Origin of the sequence: Pseudonocardia yunnanensis (assembly GCF_039534065.1) — a bacterium.
Classification (GTDB): domain Bacteria; phylum Actinomycetota; class Actinomycetes; order Mycobacteriales; family Pseudonocardiaceae; genus Pseudonocardia; species Pseudonocardia yunnanensis.
Genome location: NZ_BAAAUS010000043.1, coordinates 168,102 through 186,373, shown reverse-complemented (window position 1 = coordinate 186,373; position 18,272 = coordinate 168,102). Strand labels below are relative to the sequence as shown.

23 protein-coding genes are annotated in these 18,272 nt (G+C 72.0%); 11 read left to right on the top strand and 12 right to left on the bottom strand.

The genetic code is table 11. The annotated features are described in order from the left end of the window. Positions 1 to 146: 146 nt before the first annotated feature. On the bottom strand, positions 147 to 1,346 hold the full coding sequence (locus ABD743_RS34375) for an NAD(P)-dependent malic enzyme (RefSeq protein WP_344727252.1): 1,200 nt from the start codon (positions 1,344 to 1,346) through the stop codon (positions 147 to 149). A gap of 247 nt (positions 1,347 to 1,593) precedes the next feature. Beyond that, positions 1,594 to 1,887 (bottom strand): S26 family signal peptidase, encoded by a 294-nt coding sequence (locus ABD743_RS34370; RefSeq protein ID WP_344727705.1) that lies wholly within the window; start codon positions 1,885 to 1,887, stop codon positions 1,594 to 1,596. A gap of 99 nt (positions 1,888 to 1,986) precedes the next feature. Between ABD743_RS34370 and sodN the strand changes: the two genes are divergently transcribed. Beyond that, positions 1,987 to 2,403 carry a superoxide dismutase, Ni gene (sodN, locus tag ABD743_RS34365; RefSeq protein ID WP_425567029.1) on the top strand — a complete coding sequence of 139 codons (417 nt, stop codon included), beginning with the start codon at positions 1,987 to 1,989 and terminating at the stop codon, positions 2,401 to 2,403. Between the two features lie 170 nt (positions 2,404 to 2,573). Here sodN and ABD743_RS34360 read toward each other — a convergent pair whose 3' ends face one another. After that, a complete protein-coding gene (locus ABD743_RS34360; RefSeq protein ID WP_344727250.1) occupies positions 2,574 to 2,900 on the bottom strand; it encodes an ArsR/SmtB family transcription factor in 327 nt (108 codons plus the stop codon). 19 nt (positions 2,901 to 2,919) lie between these two features. Between ABD743_RS34360 and ABD743_RS34355 the strand changes: the two genes are divergently transcribed. The 3 genes from ABD743_RS34355 to ABD743_RS34345 are packed head-to-tail and all read left to right on the top strand — an operon-like array spanning position 2,920 to position 5,142. Beyond that, positions 2,920 to 3,954, top strand: a complete 1,035-nt coding sequence (locus ABD743_RS34355) for a cation diffusion facilitator family transporter (RefSeq protein ID WP_344727248.1) — start codon at positions 2,920 to 2,922, stop codon at positions 3,952 to 3,954. Between the two features lie 10 nt (positions 3,955 to 3,964). Beyond that, positions 3,965 to 4,558, top strand: coding sequence for an acid phosphatase (locus tag ABD743_RS34350; RefSeq protein WP_344727246.1), 594 nt, complete (start codon positions 3,965 to 3,967; stop codon positions 4,556 to 4,558). Beyond that, on the top strand, positions 4,555 to 5,142 hold the full coding sequence (locus ABD743_RS34345) for a GNAT family N-acetyltransferase (protein ID WP_344727244.1): 588 nt from the start codon (positions 4,555 to 4,557) through the stop codon (positions 5,140 to 5,142). The genes ABD743_RS34350 and ABD743_RS34345 overlap by 4 nt, the downstream gene beginning before the upstream one ends. Here the strand turns inward: ABD743_RS34345 and ABD743_RS34340 are convergent. Next, positions 5,081 to 5,500, bottom strand: a complete 420-nt coding sequence (locus ABD743_RS34340) for a hypothetical protein (RefSeq protein ID WP_344727242.1) — start codon at positions 5,498 to 5,500, stop codon at positions 5,081 to 5,083. The two genes, ABD743_RS34345 and ABD743_RS34340, sit on opposite strands and share 62 nt — an antisense overlap. A 624-nt stretch (positions 5,501 to 6,124) precedes the next feature. On the opposite strand from ABD743_RS34340, the gene ABD743_RS34335 reads away from it, so the two are divergent. Then, positions 6,125 to 6,376 (top strand): WhiB family transcriptional regulator, encoded by a 252-nt coding sequence (locus ABD743_RS34335; protein ID WP_075950692.1) that lies wholly within the window; start codon positions 6,125 to 6,127, stop codon positions 6,374 to 6,376. A 165-nt stretch (positions 6,377 to 6,541) separates the two neighbouring features. Here the strand turns inward: ABD743_RS34335 and ABD743_RS34330 are convergent, their stop codons facing one another. Continuing rightward, positions 6,542 to 8,035, bottom strand: a complete 1,494-nt coding sequence (locus ABD743_RS34330; RefSeq protein WP_344727240.1) for a sensor histidine kinase — start codon at positions 8,033 to 8,035, stop codon at positions 6,542 to 6,544. 124 nt (positions 8,036 to 8,159) lie between these two features. Between ABD743_RS34330 and ABD743_RS44630 the strand changes: the two genes are divergently transcribed. Continuing rightward, entirely contained in the window at positions 8,160 to 8,234 is a 75-nt protein-coding gene (locus ABD743_RS44630) for a 50S ribosomal protein bL37 (RefSeq protein ID WP_379659185.1), read from the top strand. Between the two features lie 76 nt (positions 8,235 to 8,310). On the opposite strand, the gene rsrA is transcribed toward ABD743_RS44630, so the two are convergent. Then, entirely contained in the window at positions 8,311 to 8,655 is a 345-nt protein-coding gene (gene rsrA / locus ABD743_RS34325) for a mycothiol system anti-sigma-R factor (RefSeq protein ID WP_344727238.1), read from the bottom strand. Then, positions 8,652 to 9,275, bottom strand: a complete 624-nt coding sequence (locus ABD743_RS34320; protein WP_344727702.1) for a sigma-70 family RNA polymerase sigma factor — start codon at positions 9,273 to 9,275, stop codon at positions 8,652 to 8,654. The genes rsrA and ABD743_RS34320 overlap by 4 nt, the downstream gene beginning before the upstream one ends. A 259-nt stretch (positions 9,276 to 9,534) precedes the next feature. Here ABD743_RS34320 and ybaK point away from each other — a divergent pair, with 259 nt between their 5' ends. Next, positions 9,535 to 10,011: a Cys-tRNA(Pro) deacylase gene (ybaK, locus tag ABD743_RS34315; RefSeq protein WP_344727236.1), complete on the top strand. Its 477-nt coding sequence runs from the start codon at positions 9,535 to 9,537 to the stop codon at positions 10,009 to 10,011. On the opposite strand, the gene ABD743_RS34310 is transcribed toward ybaK, so the two are convergent. Together ABD743_RS34310 and ABD743_RS34305 are read right to left on the bottom strand one after the other, a co-directional pair. Further along, on the bottom strand, positions 10,012 to 10,662 hold the full coding sequence (locus ABD743_RS34310; protein WP_344727234.1) for an alpha/beta hydrolase family protein: 651 nt from the start codon (positions 10,660 to 10,662) through the stop codon (positions 10,012 to 10,014). It abuts the gene before it with no gap. Next, a complete protein-coding gene (locus ABD743_RS34305; RefSeq protein WP_344727231.1) occupies positions 10,659 to 11,453 on the bottom strand; it encodes an SOS response-associated peptidase in 795 nt (264 codons plus the stop codon). The genes ABD743_RS34310 and ABD743_RS34305 overlap by 4 nt, the downstream gene beginning before the upstream one ends. A 106-nt stretch (positions 11,454 to 11,559) precedes the next feature. Here ABD743_RS34305 and aroA point away from each other — a divergent pair, with 106 nt between their 5' ends. Genes aroA through ABD743_RS34290 form a run of 3 tightly spaced genes read left to right on the top strand, consistent with a single transcriptional unit; the run spans position 11,560 to position 14,379 of the window. After that, entirely contained in the window at positions 11,560 to 12,858 is a 1,299-nt protein-coding gene (gene aroA, locus ABD743_RS34300; protein ID WP_344727229.1) for a 3-phosphoshikimate 1-carboxyvinyltransferase, read from the top strand. A 27-nt stretch (positions 12,859 to 12,885) separates the two neighbouring features. After that, on the top strand, positions 12,886 to 13,884 hold the full coding sequence (gene rsgA / locus ABD743_RS34295) for a ribosome small subunit-dependent GTPase A (protein ID WP_344727227.1): 999 nt from the start codon (positions 12,886 to 12,888) through the stop codon (positions 13,882 to 13,884). A 21-nt stretch (positions 13,885 to 13,905) separates the two neighbouring features. Then, positions 13,906 to 14,379 (top strand): DUF1707 SHOCT-like domain-containing protein, encoded by a 474-nt coding sequence (locus ABD743_RS34290; protein ID WP_344727225.1) that lies wholly within the window; start codon positions 13,906 to 13,908, stop codon positions 14,377 to 14,379. 16 nt (positions 14,380 to 14,395) lie between these two features. On the opposite strand, the gene ABD743_RS34285 is transcribed toward ABD743_RS34290, so the two are convergent. The 3 genes from ABD743_RS34285 to ABD743_RS34275 form a co-directional block, all read right to left on the bottom strand. Continuing rightward, entirely contained in the window at positions 14,396 to 15,340 is a 945-nt protein-coding gene (locus ABD743_RS34285) for a winged helix DNA-binding domain-containing protein (RefSeq protein ID WP_344727701.1), read from the bottom strand. Positions 15,341 to 15,426: 86 nt separating this feature from the next. Then, positions 15,427 to 15,933: a DUF6912 family protein gene (locus ABD743_RS34280; protein WP_344727700.1), complete on the bottom strand. Its 507-nt coding sequence runs from the start codon at positions 15,931 to 15,933 to the stop codon at positions 15,427 to 15,429. A 5-nt stretch (positions 15,934 to 15,938) separates the two neighbouring features. Continuing rightward, a complete protein-coding gene (locus ABD743_RS34275; protein WP_344727224.1) occupies positions 15,939 to 17,429 on the bottom strand; it encodes a WS/DGAT/MGAT family O-acyltransferase in 1,491 nt (496 codons plus the stop codon). A 31-nt stretch (positions 17,430 to 17,460) separates the two neighbouring features. Here ABD743_RS34275 and ABD743_RS34270 point away from each other — a divergent pair, with 31 nt between their 5' ends. Continuing rightward, the gene (locus ABD743_RS34270) at positions 17,461 to 18,255 is read left to right on the top strand and encodes a TrmH family RNA methyltransferase (protein WP_344727222.1); all 795 of its coding nucleotides are present in this window, start codon (positions 17,461 to 17,463) and stop codon (positions 18,253 to 18,255) included. The last annotated feature ends 17 nt before the right edge of the window (positions 18,256 to 18,272 follow it).

The window sequence follows — 18,272 nt, the reverse complement described above, 5'->3', positions numbered from 1 at the left end:
CGGGTCAACGACGCCGAATGGCGCTCGATCTGGACGACCGCCCAAACGGCCTACCTAACGTTGAGGACGAGAACGCGCTGGTCAGCACCCTGCGTCACCGGTGCATCCATGTGGGGGTGGAGAGGTAAGGACGGGTTAACCGCCCACTACTGCTCGTCAGGACCGTCCGGAACCGAGCGCGCGGCGGACGCCACCGCCGCGGCCACCGCCGGCGCCACCCGCGGATCGAACGGGCTGGGCACGATCCGGTCGACGGCAAGATCGTCACGAGCCACCGCGAGGATGGCGTCGGCGGCCGCGAGCTTCATCGACTCGGTGATCCGCTTCGCCCCCGCGTCGAGCGCGCCGCGGAAGACGCCGGGGAACGCGAGAACATTGTTGATCTGGTTCGGGAAGTCGCTGCGCCCAGTGGCCACGATGGCGACGTGCCGCGCGGCGACGTCCGGGTGCACCTCGGGGTCGGGGTTGGAGAGGGCGAACACGATCGCCTCGGGCGCCATCCTGGTCAGGAGCTCCTCGGGCAGCGACGTGCTCGACAGCCCCACGAAGACGTCAGCGCCGTCGAGCGCCTCCGCCACTCCGCCGCTCGTGCCACGCGGGTTGGTCACGTCGGCGAGCCGCGCCTTCTCGTCCGTCATCCCGGCGCGGCCCGGAACGAGAATGCCGCGGGAGTCGAGAACGGTCACGTCCCGCGTGCCGGCCGCGAGCAGGATGCGCGCACAGGCGATGCCCGCGGCTCCCGCGCCCGAGATGACGACACGCAGATCCGCGAGCGGACGCACCTGCACCGCGCACGCTCCGCGGAGCGCGGCGAGCAGCACGATCGCGGTGCCGTGCTGGTCGTCGTGCATGACGGGGCAGTCGAGCGCCTCGACGAGCTTGCGCTCCAACTCGAAACAGCGGGGCGCCGAGACGTCCTCCAGGTTCACCGCGCCGAAGCTCGGACGCAGCCGCACGAGCGTCTCGACGATCTCGTCGACGTCGACGGTGTCGAGCACGATCGGGATCGAGTTCAGCCCGGCGAAGGTCTTGAACAGTGCCGACTTGCCCTCCATGACCGGCAGTGCGGCTCGCGGACCGATGTCGCCGAGCCCGAGCACCGCGGTGCCGTCGCTGACCACGGCGACCAGGCGGTTGGTCCAGGTGTAGCGGGCCGCCAGCGCGGCGTCGTCGGCGATGGCGCGGCTCACCTCCGCCACACCGGGGGTGTAGGCGATGGCCAGGTCCCGCGCGTTCGTCAAGGGCGCGGTCGGCTCGATGGCGAGCTTCCCACCCTCATGGGCGGCGAAGATCTCCTCGCGGGTCGGACCCGGGGTGGGCAGGGTGCGGTCAGGAACGATCGTCAACGGAGTCCACTTCCTCGTACGGTGCTGTTGGGGGCGCCCGGAAAGCCGGGCGCACGCTCGCCGTGCACCGGAGGGGCCGCGGTTGTCGACCCGGTCTCCCGGTGCCGGGGCCTCTCGCGGAACTGCCGCAGGATGACGCGGCGCGGATCGGCGGGGTCGGCTGTCTGGGTACGCGCACGACCCTAGCCGCCGGTCTCCGAGCGCCCGTCACTCCCGCCGACCGTCCGGCCCGGTATCGGACGCCGAATCACTCCGCGGTGGGCCGCAGCCTGCCCGGCCGCGGCCACAACCGCCAGGCCACCACGGCGAGCACCTCGGCAGGCCCGAGCGTGCGCGAGTCGGTGGAGCCGTAGGGGTTGTCGCCGAGCACCCACCACCCGGTCTCCGTGTGCTGCACGGCGCGCTTCACCGACAGCTGCCCCGGACGGGTGGCCCACCGCACCAGCACGACGTCGCCACTGCGTACCGCTGCGCCGAACCTGACGAGCACCACGTCGGCGTCACGCAGTGTCGGCGACATCGACGGACCGCGGACCGCCACCCTCCGCCAGCGCACCCGTACCCCCTCGCCACCCTGCTGCGGCCGGAGTCCCAGAGTAGTGTCGGGCGCGCCAGAACGATCACCAACCAGGGAGGACCCATGCGGCTGCTGTCCCGCATTCTCCGCCCGCGGCTGGAGGCCACCGCTCACTGCGACCTCCCCTGCGGCGTGTACGACCCGGCACAGGCGCGGATCGAGGCCGAGTCGGTCAAGGCCATCCAGGAGAAGTACCAGAGCAACGAGGACCCCGAGTTCCGCACGCGTGCGGTCCTGATCAAGGAGCAGCGCTCGGACCTGGTCAAGCACCACCTGTGGGTGCTGTGGACCGACTACTTCAAGCCGCCGCACTTCGAGAAGTACCCCGAGCTGCACGAGCTGTTCAACAAGGCCACCAAGAAGGCCGGCGGCGGCCCCGACGGCGCCAAGTCCTCGATGGACCCTGCCACGGGCCAGCAGCTGCTCGACCTCATCGCCCAGATCGACAAGATCTTCTGGGAGACCAAGTCGGCTGCCTGATACGGGCGCTGACAGCGGCGCTGACCAGCGGGAGCACCCTCCCGTGGTCAGCGCCGTTTTCGTTGTCGGGTGATCTCCGACGACATGGACACATATCGCTGTTCGTAGCCCCGCAGAACAGCGATACGTGTCCATGTCGCGGGAACCGGGACCCGCCTCGTTCGAACGCTTCAGTCGGGCACGGTCACGGCCTCCGCCAGCAGTCGGCGCAGGTGCTCTCCGCGGGCCCGGTAGAGCACGCGCCGTCCGTCGCGCCTGGTGGCGACGAGGCCGGTCATCCGCAGCTTCGCGAGGTGCTGAGACACCGCGGGCCGCGCGGCGCCGCTCGCCGCGGCGAGGGCCGACACGTCGTACTCACCGCCGCACAGGAGCCAGAGCAACCGCAGGCGGGTGGGGTCGGCGAGCATCCGGAACGACTCAACTGCGACATCCACGCGGTCGCCCGGTGGCAGCCGTTGCCACTGGTCGGCACCTGCATCGTAGTCGCGTGCGTACATGAGCACGTATAGTGCCCGGATGCAGACCGCGCCGCAAACCGGCCACGGGCACGGCCATGGACACGGCCATGGAGGGCACGGCCACGCCGGCACCGGCGGTGTACGACGGCTCTGGGACGCAGTCCGCCACCTCGCCGTCCCGCACAGCCACGACCCGGCCGACCGCGTCGATCAGGCCATGGCGGCCTCCCGGGCCGGGATGCGAGCCCTGTGGGTCTCCCTCGGCGTGCTCGGCGCCACGGCGGCGTTCCAGGCAGTCGTGGTTGTGGCGTCCGGTTCCGCGGCGCTGCTGTCGGACACCATGCACAACGTCGCCGACGCCGCGACCGCCGTGCCCATCGGGATCGCCTTCCTCCTCGCCAGACGCCCGCCGACGCGCCGGTTCACGTACGGCTACGGACGCGCGGAGGACGTCGCAGGCATCGTCGTGGTGCTGGTGATCCTCGGTTCCGCCGTATTCGCCGGCTACGAGTCGGTGCGCAGGCTCACGGAGCCCACGGACGTCCGGTTCCTCGGCGCGGTCGCCATCGCCGGACTGGTCGGCGCCGCAGGCAATGAGATCGCCGCGCAGGTGCGCATCCGCACGGGACGGCGGATCGGGTCCGCCGCGCTCGTCGCCGACGGCCTGCACGCCCGTACCGACGCGCTGACCTCGCTCGCCGTGCTGCTGTCCGCGGGCGGGGCGGCGCTGGGCTGGAGATGGGCCGACCCGGTGGTGGGCCTGGCCATCACGGCCGCGATCGTCACCGTCACCTGGGGCGCCGCCAGGCAGGTGCTCGCCCGCCTGATGGACGCCGTCGACCCCTCGCTGGTCGAGCGGGCCGTCGCGGCGCTGCAGGGCGTGGCCGGGGTGGTCGGCGTCGACCACGTGCGACTGCGCTGGATCGGGCACGCCCTGCGCGCCGAGGTGGACCTGTCGGTGTCGCCCGGGGTCAGCATCGAACGCGCCCACGCCATCGCGCACGCCGCCGAGCACGAGCTCACACACGCTGTACCCCGGCTGACCGCCGCCACCGTGCACGCACACCCCGCGCGAAGCCCAGCCGCACACTAGTGTCGACGCAGTGAGCAGCGGTCGGGTGTTCCTGTTGCGTCATGGAGAGACGGAGTGGTCGCTGTCCGGCCGTCACACGGGCCGCACCGACATCCCGCTGACCGAGCGCGGGAGGGGCCTTGCGAAGGCAGCGGGCGAGCTCCTGGCGAGGCTACGCGGCGATGGGCCGCCCGCTCTCGTCCTCACCAGCCCCCGCGCCCGTGCGCGCGACACGGCCGAGCTGGCCGGCCTGCGCTCCGACGGCGTCGACGAACGGCTCGCCGAGTGGGACTACGGCGAGTACGAGGGCCTCACCACCGAGGAGATCCGAGAGACCGTGCCGGGCTGGACGGTCTGGACCCACCCCTGCCCCGGCGGTGAGACGGCCGAGCAGGTCGCCCGCCGGGCCGACTCCGTGCTCGCCGACGCCCGGGCGAAGCTCGACTCCGGCGACGTCGTTCTCGCCGGGCACGGCCACTTCAGCCGGGTTCTCACCAGCCGCTGGATCGAGCTTCCCGCCACCCAGGGCGTCCGGTTCGAGATGTCGGCGCCGTCCCTGGCCGTGCTGGGCGACGAACGGGGCGTCCCGCGCCTCGACGGCGTGAACCTGCGACCGCTCACGTGAGCGCTGCCTCCGCAGCGGTGATCCGGGAGGTACGCCCCGGCGATCTGGCGGCCGTGGTCGGGCTCGTGCACGAGCTCGCCGAGTACGAACGTGAGCCGCAGTCCTGCACGCTGACCGAGGCGCAGCTCGCCACCGCCCTGTTCGGCCCGGCGCCCGCACTGTTCGGGCACGTCGCCGAGGTTCCATCGGGGGCTGACGGGGCGGGGCCCGCGGAAGTGGTCGGCTTCGCCCTCTGGTTCGTCAACTTCTCCACCTGGCGCGGCGTGCACGGCCTCTACCTGGAGGACCTCTTCGTGCGGCCCACTCACCGCGGCGGCGGCATCGGCAGGGCCCTACTGGCCACCCTGGCCGCTGTCTGCGCCGAGCGGGGCTACGCGCGGTTCGAGTGGTCGGTGCTGGACTGGAACGAGCCCTCGATCGGCTTCTACCGCAGCCTCGGGGCGGTGGCGATGGACGAGTGGACCACGTTCCGGCTCCACGGCGACGCGCTGAGCGCCCTGGCCGCTACCGCGGGCGGCGCCGCTAGCGCTGCTTCGCGTCCGGCAGGTCCAGACCCATCGACCACTCACGCGACCGCTCACTGATGAGCAGCATGAACGTGGCGACGACGAACACGCCGCAGACGATCCCCAGCACGAGCTGACGCGACGGCCCGATCAGCGAGTAGACCACCGGGAGCAGCAGCAGCTGGGTGACGATGGCAGGGGTGCGCGCCCACCGGCGCCCCCTCAGGAGGCCGACGCCGACGGCCACCAGCGCAGCGCCGATGAGAACGAAGTAGCCGGCCTCACCGAGCACGCTGCTGACACCGACCCCGGGGGCGAGCGAGCGCAGGCCCAGAGCCACCGCGAAGCCGACCCCCACCAGTCCTTGCACCCCGACCAGGACTCCGGCCAGGCGCACCTGCCGCGGCAGTCCTGCCGCCGGTCGCTCCGCCTTCACGAGCTCGAGGATAGGCGTCGCGACCTGTGTCACGTCCGGTCCCGCCGTCCGGTTGGGAATTTCCCCGCCCCGGCCACCGTTGTCGCTGGTCTGTGTGGGCCGAACCCGGCCCCGGCGGTACGCCGTCCGGATCGTCCCGCACGCCCAAAGAGTGATTTCGCACCGTGTTCGCGGCGCTACGGGTCATCGTGTGAGATGCGCAGCTCGTCGCAGCCGGGCGTACCCCGTCACTCACGAGGGTGAGGATTCTCGTCCACTCACCGATGCCTGTGGACCGTCGAGCCGATAAGGGCTCGCACCTGGGCAAACGTTGCCCCAAGGTTGTCCAGGGACAAGCGAGTGATCGCGAGGATCCTTCTCGCATGGTCCTTCGGGACCGGGGGTAACCCGGTTCCGGTGGGCGGGACGAAGTCCATAGCTCAAGGTGACGAGTCACGAACGCGGTACGCAACAAGTAACCGATCGTGGCGCAACTCGTTGCTATGAGTGGGTGAGAGTGCTCACCTGGGTGGACCTCGGACCTTGAACACCGAGCGCGCTCGTGAAACGATTCACAAGCGCGGAAACACCGTGACAGACGATCGGCGCGACCCCGATCGCGCAAGTACAAGGAGCCGAGAGACCATGGATTGGCGTCACCGCGCTATCTGCCGCGACGAGGACCCCGAGCTGTTCTTCCCCGTGGGGACGAGCGGGCCTGCGTTGCTGCAGATCGCCGAGGCCAAGACCGTCTGCCGGCGCTGCCCGGTCGTCACCGAGTGCCTCACGTGGGCGCTGGAGAGTGGCCAGGACGCAGGCGTCTGGGGCGGCATGAGCGAGGATGAGCGGCGCGCCCTGAAGCGCCGCAACGCGCGTACGCGCGCACGCACCGCCTGATACACCGCAATACGCAAACCTCCCCCACCGCGGGCCCGAGGCCGGACTGCACCCGGCACCGGGCCCGCGGTCGTTTCACCGGGCGCACGCAAGAGCAGCTCCGGAGGGGGATCGACGGCCCGGGCGGCGACCGCACAACCGGAATCCTCGACCACGACCTGAAGGCTAACGCCCCCGCAACGAGAGCCTGATGACGGCCTCGGTTCCGCCCCCTGCGCGGGGCCGAACCTGCAGCGCCGAGTCGAGTTCGGAGTCGAGCAGAGTCCGCACGATCTGCAGGCCGAGCCCCTTTGACGAGTCCGGGTCGAACCCCGGGGGGATGCCGCGGCCGTCGTCGGCCACCACCACGTCGAGCCCGCCGGCCGACCGATGGGCCGACACCACGACCTCCCCGGCCCGGCCGGGCTCGAAGGCGTGGGCCAGCGCGTTGTGGACGAGCTCTGTGAGCACCAGCACAAGGGGCGTGGCCAGCGCGGCAGGCAACGTGCCGAAGCTGCCGTCCCGCCGCACCTTGGCCCGGAACTCCGCGGTGGCGCCGTCACCGATGGCGGGCAGGACCTTGTCGACCAGCTCGTCGAGGTCCACGCGCTCGGCCACCGAGACCGAGAGCGACTCGTGCACCAGCGCGATGGAGTTGACACGCCGAACACTTTCCACGAGCGCCCGGCGGGCCTCCGGAATCGCCGTGCGGCGGGCCTGCAGACGCAGCAGCGCCGCCACGGTCTGGAGGTTGTTCTTCACCCGGTGGTGGATCTCCCGGATCGTGGCGTCCTTGCTGAGCAACGCCATGTCCCGGCGACGCAGGTCGGTCACGTCGCGCACGAGCACCAAGGCGCCCGCCGCGTCGCCCCGTGGGCGCAGCGGGAGGGCACGCACGAGCATCACGGCGCCGCGTGCGTACACCTCCATCCGCAGCGAATGCCGCCCGTCGAGCGCCGCTCCGATGCGGGCGGCCACCTCGGCGGCGTCGAACGGGTCGTGCACGAGCTCCCGCGTGGCCTGGGTGAGCGACAGCCCGACGAGGTCACTGGCGTGACCCATGCGGTGGTAGGCCGAGAGCGCGTTGGGGCTCGCGTAGGCCACGAGTCCGTGCGCGTCGAGGCGGATCAGGCCGTCGCCCGCCCGCGGGCTCGTGTCGGCGCCCGCGACGGCCGCCCGCGGCGGGAAGGTGCCGTCGGCGACCATCTGGCACAGGTCCGACGCGCTGCCGAGATAGGCGATCTCCAGCGGGCTGGGTACCCGGGGCATGGCGAGGTTCGTGTCCCGGGACAGCACAGCGACCACCGACCCTGCGTGCCGGACCGGAATGGTCTCGCGGCGCACGGGCACCTCCAGGTGCCAGCGCGGGTTCTCCTCCCGGCAGATCCGGCCTTCGACGACGGCCCGCCGCAGCTGCGGGTTGTCGGTGGACTGGACGCGCGCGGCGACGACGTCCTCGGGGTGCGCGGTGGGTGCGGTGGTGGGACGGGCCTGGGCCACGCAGAGGAATTCGCGCGGACCGAGGTGCTCTTCCTCACCGTTGAGCGGGACCCAGAGCAGGAAGTCGGCGAATGACATGTCGGCGAGCAGTTGCCACTCGGCGACCACGCGCTGCAGATGGTCGACGGCATCGCCGGCCAGTTGGGTGTGCTCCGCGAGCAGCTCGCTGAGGGTGGACAACTAGAAACCCCTCCCGGTCAGGGCGCCACGCCCCACGGACCTGGTCCCAGTCAAGCACGTGGAAGACTCGAGGCACCGTCGGTACGACGAACCGATCGCGAAGAACGAGTCAGGGGGAGGGAAGATGTCGAAGCGCGCACGCAAGCGTCGCGACCGCAAGAAGAGCGCGGCCAGCCACGGCAAGCGGCCCAACACCTGATCCATCTGCAGGTGATCGTGAGAAGGCGCCGGTGGCCAATGGCCCCGGCGCCTTCGCGCGCTACCGCCCTATCCGCTCAACCACGCTGTTCGATGCGGCTGGCACGCACCTCGACGGTGGTTGTGGTGGCGCCGTCCGGCCCCGCCTCCACGGTGATGTCCGCCTGCTCGAGCACCGCCACCCTGATCTGGCGTCGCAACCGGTTCTTCAGCTCGTCAGGAGCGTGCTCACCGCCGCATTTCGTGGCGAGCAGCCTCTTCAGCTTGTCGTCGATGCCGTACTCGGCGAGGCATGGCCCGCATTCGTCCAGATGCTGCGCGAGCAACGCTCTGCGCGCCTGGTCGCACTCGTGGTCGAGGAACAGCCAGACCTCGGCGAGCACCTCGGAGCAATCGGTGTCGTGGTGGTTCCCGCAGCTCATTTGGAGACCTCCTCCGGCTGTCCCCGCAGGAACCCGCGGTCGCGGGCGGTGTCGGTGAGCATGTCGCGAAGCTGGCGCCTGCCCCGGTGCAACCGGGACATCACGGTACCGATCGGGGTGCCCATGATGTCAGCGATCTCCTTGTATGCGAAGCCCTCGACGTCAGCGAGGTACACCGCCATCCGGAAGTCGTCCGGCAACTGCTGCAGAGCCACCTTGACGTCGTTGTCGGGGAGCCGGTCCAGCGCTTCCATCTCGGCCGAGGGCAGGCCCTGGGACGTGTGCTCACCGGCCTGCGCGATCTGCCAGTCGCTGATCTCGTCGGTGGCCGACTGCACGGGCTGGCGCTGCCGCTTGCGGTACCCGTTGATGTAGGTGTTGGTAAGGATCCGGTACAACCAGGCCTTGAGATTCGTTCCGGCCCTGAAGGTCCGGAATGCGGAGTAGGCCTTGAGATAGGTCTCCTGCACCAGATCCTCGGCGTCGGCCGGGTTACGCGTCATCCGTAGGGCGGCGCCGTAGAGCTGGTCGATCAGGGGCATCGCGTCGCGTTCGAAGCGGGCAGCCCGCTCCTCGGCGGACTCGTCCTGCTCATGCTCGACGTCTTGACCTGCGGTGATCTCCGCTTCGGCCGCCTGTTCGGTGCGTGGCACCCTGCTCCTCTCCCGCCGGGTCGCATGATCTGCGACCTCGAGGCCGGCCACTCGTTGGCCGCCCTGCTGACGGATCGAGCTTACGCCGCCGAGCGCCACCCCGAAGGCCGGACGCACCCGGCCGTCGCGGCGCGGCGCGATTTTCGGCGCATCCATCACTGCCTGATTCACCCCCTTCTCAACATCCGGCTCCGCCGCGCGATTCCCTTCCCGTTATCGTGCGGGGGTGGCAGGTAGGGGAACGCAGGCGACCGCGTTGCTCACGAAGCAGGCCGTCTCGCACCGGCTGCACAGCTACACCCACGGGAGCGGTCAGGCCTACGGGCCGGAGGCCGCGGAGATGCTGGGGCTGGACCCAGCGAGGGTGTTCAAGACTCTGGTCGCCGACGTGGACGGCGCGCTGACCGTCGGAATCGTCCCCGTGCTGACGACGCTCGATCTCAAGGCGCTCGCGGCCGCGGTGGGCGGCAAGCGGGCGAAGATGGCCGACGTCGCCCTCGCCGAGCGGGCCACCGGTTACGTCGCGGGCGGGATCTCCCCGCTGGGCCAGCGCAAGCGCCTGCCGACCGTGCTGGACTCGTCCGCGGAGGAGTTGGAGACGCTCTTCTGCAGCGCCGGGCGCCGCGGGCTGGAGGTGGAGCTCGCGCCCGGCGACCTCGCACGGCTCACCGGCGCTCGCTTCGCCTCGATCGCGACTTCGTAGCTACCCGGCCACCGGCACGGCCTCGAACCGCTGCGCGAGCCAGCCCGCCACAGCCGCCCGCAGGCCGGGCATGTCGCTGCGCAGGCTGTGGTTGCCGCGCAGCATCACCACCTCCCGACCGGGAGCAGGATCGGGACGGCCGAACGGGTCGCTCTCCCCCTGCACCACCAGCACCGGGACGGTCGGCGCGGCCAGCTCATGAAGCCGGTCCTTCTCCGGCTTTCCCGGCGGGTGGACGGGGAAGGCGAGGCACATCACGCCGGCAGCTGCGCCTTCCGCGGCTGTCCGGCACGCCACGCGGGCCCCGGAGCTACGGCCTCCGAACAGCAGCGGCAGTCGGAGATCGGTGCCGGCCCGGACATGCTCCACCACTGCCAGCCAGGCCGTGTCGAGCTGGACCGCCGGAGCGGGAGCGCGGCGCCCGGCAACGCGGTAGGGCTGCTCCACCAGCACGACACGCATCCCGGCCGTGACGGCGACGCCCGCCGCGGCAACCAGGTCGGGCGCGCCCACCCCGCCACCCGCACCGTGGCCGAGCAGCAGCACGCCCCGCGCTTCGCCGTCGGCGTCGTGGCGGGTGATCCGGGCCGGACCATGGGGGGTGGCGATCTCGGCGACCACGCCGCCACCGCCGGACTCCGGAGCGGTCACTTGGGGTTCGGCCCGGCCAGCAGGTCGAGCTGCAGCGGCTCGCGGACGTCCTCGGTAGCGAGCCGTTCCAACAGCTCCGGCCCGTTGTTGCGCACGCTGTTGACCCGCGGGGACACCGGTCGCAATTCGAGTGCGGCCACGAGCTCCGGTGACGGCGGAGCGAGCAGGGCGGCCACCCTCTCGTCGTCGGCACCGGCGTCCGGGTCGAGCCACGCGTCCCACGCCGACCGCGGGAGCACCAGCGGCATCCGATCGTGCACCTGCGTGAGCGGGCCGACCGCATCGGTGGTGAGGACCGCGGCCGTGACCAGCCCGTTCGGGTACTCGTTCTCGGGGTCGTCCTTCGGCTTCCAGTACTCCCAGAGCCCGGCCATCGCGAGCGAGCTCCCGTCGGAGTAGTGGGTGTAGTAGGGCTGCTTGTGCTCGGGCCCGCGCTGCCACTCGAACCAGCCGTCGGCCGGGATCAGGCAACGCCGAGAGTTGAGCGCCCGGCGGAACGCGGGCTTCGTGGCCGCCGACTCCGACCGCGCGTTGATCATGCGTGCGCCTGACTTCGGGTCCTTGGACCAGGACGGCACGAGCCCCCAGCGCAGCATGCGCAGCGTGCGCTCGGTGGTGTCGGGGTCGGGCGTGCCCTCCTCGTCACGCGGGTGCCGCTCCACCACCGTGATGATCTGCTTGGTGGGCGCCACGTTGTAGTCCACCTTCGCCGCTCCGTCAGTGGCGTCGACGGCACGGAACTCGTCGGCGAGGTCGGCGGGGGCCTTGATCGATGCGTAACGACCGCACATGTCCCCATCGTCCCACCGTCGACGGCTACAGCGCCGCACGGCGCAAGTTCGACGCGCGGCAGCCTCCCGGCCGGCGCGGAGGGCAGCATGCGGAATCATTGCGGGGGTGACCAGCCCATGGCCCGCACCGCTCGCCCACGGGCCCGTCCGCGGCCGCGTGGCTGCGCCCGGGTCCAAGTCCGTGACCAACCGCGCGCTGCTGCTCGCCGCGCTCTCCGGCGGTGCCGCCGTCGTGACGGGCGCGCCCGCCACCCGCGACACGGCACTGATGGTCGGCGCCATGCGCGCGCTCGGCGTCCCGATCGAGGTCGACGGCGAGCGGGTCACGTTCTCCCCCCACGACGGACTGCGCGGCGGTGGCACGGTGGACTGCGGGCTCGCCGGCACCGTGATGCGGTTCGTGCCTCCCGCGGCGGCGCTGGCCGACGGCCCGGTCGCGTTCGACGGCGACCCGCAGGCCCGGAAGCGGCCGATGGCCACGGTGCTCGACGCGCTGCGAGCGCTGGGGGCGCGAGTGGACGGGGACAGGCTGCCGTTCACCGTGCACGGCACCGGTGGACTGCCCGGTGGCGATGTGGTGATCGACGCCTCGGCGTCGTCCCAGTTCGTATCCGGGCTCCTGCTGTCCGGCGCCCGCTACGACAAGGGCGTCACCGTGCATCACGACGGGAAGCCGGTGCCCTCGCTGCCGCACATCGAGATGACCGTCGACATGCTGCGCGCGGCCGGCGTCGAGGTCGACGACAGCGCGGACGGAACGGGCCGCAGCGAGCCCGACACCTGGCGGGTCGCCCCCGGGCCGATCGCGGCCCGCGACTGGACCGTGGAGCCGGACCTGTCGAACGCCGCGGTGTTCCTCGCCGCCGCTGCCATCACCGGGGGCGAGGTGACCGTGCTGGGCTGGCCCACCGACTCCACCCAGCCGGGCGCCGAGATCCTCTCCGTGCTCACCCAGGCCGGCTGCACCGTCGAACCAGGGCCGGACGGGATGACGGTGCGCGGGCCGGACGCCCTGGCAGGCGTCGACGTCGACCTGCACGACGCCAGCGAACTGACGCCCACGGTCGCCGCCGTTGCCGCGCTGGCCACGGGACCGTCCTGGATCCGCGGCGTCGCCCACATCCGCGGGCACGAGACCGATCGGCTGGCCGCACTCGCCACCGAGATCAACGCCCTCGGTGGAGACGTCACCGAGATGCCGGACGGGCTCGAGATCCGTCCGGTGCCGCTGACCGCCCCCGCCGACAGGCCCTGGGGGGCCTACGCCGACCACCGGATGGCCACGGCAGGCGCGCTCATCGGGCTCGTCGTGCCCGGCGTCACGATCGACGACGTGGCCTGCACCGACAAGACCATCCCCGACTTCCCTGCCCGCTGGTCCGCGCTCGTCGAGGCGGTCCGGTGACCGGGATGCCGTCGGCGTCGCGCTGACGTGAAGCGCCGCGAGTACGACGAGTCCGACGTCCGGGTCCGCCCCGGACGCCGGGGGTCACGGCCGCGCACCAAGCGCCGCCCCGAGCACGCCGACGCCGCCGAGGCGATGGTCACCACCGTGGACCGGGGCCGCTGGACGTGCGCTCCCGGCGCCGACAGCACGCGCCCTGCGGTCACCGCGATGCGGGCCCGCGAGCTCGGCCGCACCCCGATCGTCGTGGGTGACCGCGTCGGGCTCGTCGGGGACCTGTCGGGTGCCCCCGACACGATCGCCCGCATCGTTCGCGTCGAGGAGCGCCGCACCCTGCTGCGCCGCACCGCCGACGACACCGACCCTTTCGAGCGGGTCGTCGTGGCCAACGCCGAACAACTCGTGATCGTCACCTCGGTGGCCGACCCGGAGCCACGCACCGGGTTCGTGGACCGCTGCCTGGTGGCCGCCTACGCGGGTGGACTCGCCCCCATCCTGTGTCTGACGAAGGCGGACCTCGGCGACCCCGAGGTCTTCGCCGCGCAGTACCGCGACCTCGACCTGCCCGTGATCGTCACGCGTCGCGACCAGGAGCCTGCCGAGCTCGCCACGGTGCTGACCGGCCGGGTGTCGGCGCTGGTCGGGCATTCGGGCGTGGGCAAGTCGACGCTGGTCAACGCCCTGGTTCCGGACGCCGCGCGGGCGGTCGGCCTCGTGTCGGCCGTCGGCAAGGGGCGCCACACCACCGTCGCCGCACTCGCCCTGCCGCTGCCCGAGGAACGTGGCGGCGGCTGGGTGGTCGACACGCCCGGCGTCCGGTCCTTCGGCCTCGCCCACGTCACGCCCGACGACGTCCTGGCCGCTTTCGACGATCTCGCCGCGGCGATCGAGGACTGCCCACGCGGCTGCGGGCACCTCGGCCCGCCCGCTGATCCGGAGTGCGCGCTGGATGCCCTGGCGGAGAAGGGACTGCTGCAGCCCGGCAGGCTCGCCGCGCTGCGCCGGGTACTGGTAGCACTGAGATGACGGGTTTGGCACGCTCTGCGCATGACGTCCGGGGAAGAATCCTCGCCCCTGCGGATCGGCACTGCTGAACGCACCGCGGCTATGAAGGCACTAGACGAGCACCTGTCGGAAGGCAGGCTGGGAGTCGAGGAGTACGGCGAGCGCACGGCAAAGGCGGCCAATGCCGTCGTGGCCTCCGAGATCGCCGAGCTGTTCACCGATCTGCCGGAGCCGCACCCACAGCTCCCCGGCACGGTCGCTCCGTTGACCGCGCCGCTGCCCGTGGCCCCGGCCGCCGGTGAGGTGGCCCCGAAGAAGGACGGCTTCCTCGACGGTTGGGGGCCACGGCTCGCCACGATCACCCCGATCGTGGCGGTGTTGCTGTTCTTCATCACCAAGCAGTGGTTCTTCTTCCTGCTCATTCCGCTGATGGGCGCGCTGGTCTACGGCGGTGGGGTCGGTCGGGGCGACGGTGGGCGCGAGCAGCGCCGCCGCGACCGCCGCGACCGGCGCTGACCCGACGCCCGAGGGGTCAGCCCGAGAACCGGAGCACGTCGGCCACGTCGAGCGCAAGCGCCGCGACGTGCGCCGGCTCGGCCACGTCGAGCGCGACCTCCGGGCGCCCATCGCGCCGCCGCAGGGTCCACGTACCCACCACCGCACCGTCGACCGTCGCGATGGCCCGCAGCATCCCCCCACCCGGGTGCACCCGCGACCGCAGATGCTCCGGCACCGCGAACGAGCGGTCGGCCCAGCCGAGCAGGAACGGATCGAACGGCGGCAGCAGCCGCGGGGGCACCCCCGGTACATCGCCCCCGGCCGCATCACGGCAGGCCAGGTCGACGAGGCCGTCGGCGCATTCGACGAGCGCTGCGCCGAGTCCTCGTAGCCCGGCCCTGGCGTCGCGGAGCGGCAGACCCGACCATGCCGCGAGGTCGGCGGCTGTGGCCGGTCCGTGGCCCCGAAGGTAGCGGCGCGCGAGCTCGACGACGGCGGCATCCCGATCAGTCGGCGCCGCGGGAGGGTAGATGGCTCGGACGAGCAGCGATCCCGCCTCGGCTCCCGGCACCAGCACCGCGCGCCCGTGCAGCGCCGCGAGGCGCAGGCAGTGGTACACGGCCTGTCCGGCGACCGGTACACCGGCTGCGGCAAGCTGGTCGGTGAGCTCTTGGCGGGATCGGGCTCCGTCCGCCGGTCCCGAGGTGATCACCCGCAGGGCCGTGTCGACCTGCGGCTCGGTCACGCCCTCCTCGGCCAGCCTGCGCCGGGACTGGACCATGCCGGCTCGCGCGGTGAACCCCAGAAGCCATCCGTGGTCCTCGGCGCGCACCAGGTGCAGCGTCCCCCGCAGGAGCCAGGAGACCACCAGCGAGCCGTCGGCCGCCGCGGCGTCCAGAGCGTCGGTGGTGAGGCCGTCGGACCGGGCGCGCAGAGCGAGCCGCGCCGACCGCCAGTCCTGGGCCTGCACAGCGACCAGCCGGCCGACGACATCGCATGGATCCCGCGTGCCGGGAGTGAGGAGCTGAGCCCGCGCCCGCCGGACGGGCAGGGCCGCGTGGGGCGTCAGCCCAGCTCCACCAGGAACGCCACCTCGGACGGGTCGTACCAGGCCAGCTCGTGGTCCTCCGCCTCACCGACGAGGAACTCCGCGTCGAGGTCGCCCATGTCGGCGGCGTCGACGGCACCGGCGGCCTGGCGCACCGCGTACTCCGCCTCGTCGTTGTCGACGTGGACGGCGGCGATGGTCTCGAACGGCACCGTGCCCGCGATCCGGACGGCGCCGTCGTCCAGGTCGGGCCGCAGGGTGACATCGTCGAGGTCGGCGGCGATGACCACACGCCGGGCCGGCGTGGTGTCCTCACCCACCCCGAGCTCCACGGCGAGCAGCCGCAGTGACGCACGGGCGGCCTCGGTGAGCGCGGCGTACTCGAGCTCCTCCTCGTCGCCGCTGGTGTAGGACTCGCGCAACCGCGGCGTGAGAGCGAACGCGGTGCCGCCGATCGGGTCCACGGTGCCGTTCTTGACCAGCGTCCGCAGCATCGGCCAGGTGGCAGGCACGTAGATGCGCATCGCGCTCACGACCCCACGGTCGAGAGGAGCTCGTCGAGCGCTTCGTCGACCAGACCGGCGAGCACGTCGACATCGGACATCGCGTCGCGGTCGCCGTTGAAGCCGTAGAAGACGCCGCCGTCGTACGAGGTGAGCCCGATCGAGAGCGCCTGGCCCTTGGCCAGCGGCACCACCGGGAACATCTCGAGCATCCGGGCACCTGCGGCGTACAGCGGGAACTGTGGTCCCGGCACGTTCGTCACCACCAAGTTGAAGATCCGCTTCGAGAACCCGCTCGCGGCGCGCGCCCCCAGGGCGTGCAGCGTAGGCGGGGCGAAACCACCGATCCGGACCAGGGTGTCGGCACCAACAGACTGCCCCGTGGACGTGTGTTCACGCATCGCGTGGGTCACGTGATGTAGTCGCACCACCGGGCTCTGCTCGCCGACCGGCAGATCCACGATGAACGACGACACACGGTTGCCGAGTGAGCCGGCCGTGGCCGAGCTGGGGACGTCAGCCTCGCCCCGCACCGACAGCGGCACCATCGCCCGCAGCGTCGACGACGGGCTGACCGGCTCCCCGCGCGAGAGCAGCCAGTTGCGCAGCGCACCCGAGACCACGCTGAGCACCACGTCGTTGACGGTGCACCCGTGCGCGGCGCGCACCCTCCGGTAGGAATCGAGCTGCGTGCGCGCCACCGCGAACCGACGCTGGGTGGAGATCGGGACGTTGAGCGGGGTGCCCGGCGCCCGCCTGCTCGCGGCCCGCGCCATCGAGAACAGGCTGCCTGCCGTGCCGGCGATCTTGCCGACGGTGGCCAACGCATCACCCGCAGCGACCCGGACGTTGTCGACGATCTCGGCCGGGCGCGCCACCGCCTCGGCCACGGCCCCGAGAATCAGCTGGGTGTCGCTCGGCTCCGGCCGCGGCATCCAGAACTCCTCCACCATGCCGCGTCCGCGCCGCCCCCGTCCCGGAAGCGGCGCGTCGCCTGCCTCCCCGTCGAGCGGTGCCGCGCCCGGAGTGGCCGAGACGTCCAGGATGACCTGGCCGATGTCGAACGCGCTCACGCCGTCGACCATCGCCTGGTGGGTCTTGGTGAGCACGGCCGTGCGTCCCCTGGCCAGCCCTTCCACCAGGTACATCTCCCAGAGCGGGCGTGTGTGGTCGAGCGGGCGCGACATCAGCCGCGCGACGAGTTCGGTGAGCTGCTCGTCCGAGCCGGGTTTGGGCAGCGCGGATCGACGAACGTGATAGGCGATGTCGAAGTCCGGGTCGTCGACCCACACGGGCCGGGCGAGGTTGCCCGGCACGTAGCGAACCTTCTGCCGGTAGCGCGGTACCAGCGCGATCCGCTGCTCGATCAGCTCGACGAGCCGCTCGTAGTCGAATCCGCCGGACGGGCCGGGCGGGCGCGGCCGCCGGAAGATCGACACCCCGCCCACGTGCATGGGCGTCGTCGGCTGCTCCAGGTACAGGAACGAAGCGTCGAGCGCGGAGAGCCGGGGCGGCATGGACCAGATCCTAGGTGGCACCCTGACACCCGTGCGGAGCAGCAGCGGAGCGCAGGGTTTCACGGGGGAGCCGGGAGCCCGTTCTCCCAAGGACACCTTCATCACCGTCTACGGACGCAAACCGGTGCTGGAGGCTCTGACCGACGCGCAGCTGCGGGTGGACAAGGTCGTCCTGGCCGAGGGACAGCGGGGCGAGCCGGTGCGGGCTATCACCAGCGCCGCACGTCAACGCGGGGTGCCGGTGCAGTGGGCGTCTGCGCACCGGGTGAAGGTGCTGGCCGGCAACGGACGCCATGACCAGGGCGTACTCGCCGACGTCGTCGCACCACGGATGGCGCCGGTCGGCGAGTTCGTGGCTGCGCTCGCTCCCGGCGCCCCGGCGTCGGTGCTCGTGCTCGACCGCCTCACCAACCCGGCCAACGTCGGGATGATCCTGCGCAGCGCGACCGCAGCCGGGCTCGACGGGGTGCTGCTCCCCCGCCGCGGCGTGCCGGCGATCGACCCGCTGGTCGTGAAGGCCTCGGCAGGCGTCGCGTTCCGCGCGCCCGTCCTGAGGTCGGGCACGGTCGAGGAGGGATGCACCGAGCTGGCCGCGGCCGGGTTCTCCGTGTACGGGCTCGACGCAGGGGGCTCATCGCTGCTCGATGCCGAGCTCCCCGAGCGCGTGGCGCTCGTGCTGGGCAACGAGACGGACGGGCTCTCGTCATCGGTGCGAGAGATGCTCGACGGCCTGCTGGCGATCCCCATGCACGGTGGCGTCGAGTCGCTGGGCGTGGCGAGCGCCGGGGCGGTCGCGGCGTTCGAGCTGGCCCGACGCGCTCGCTGAGCGCTTCGGCGCCGGAT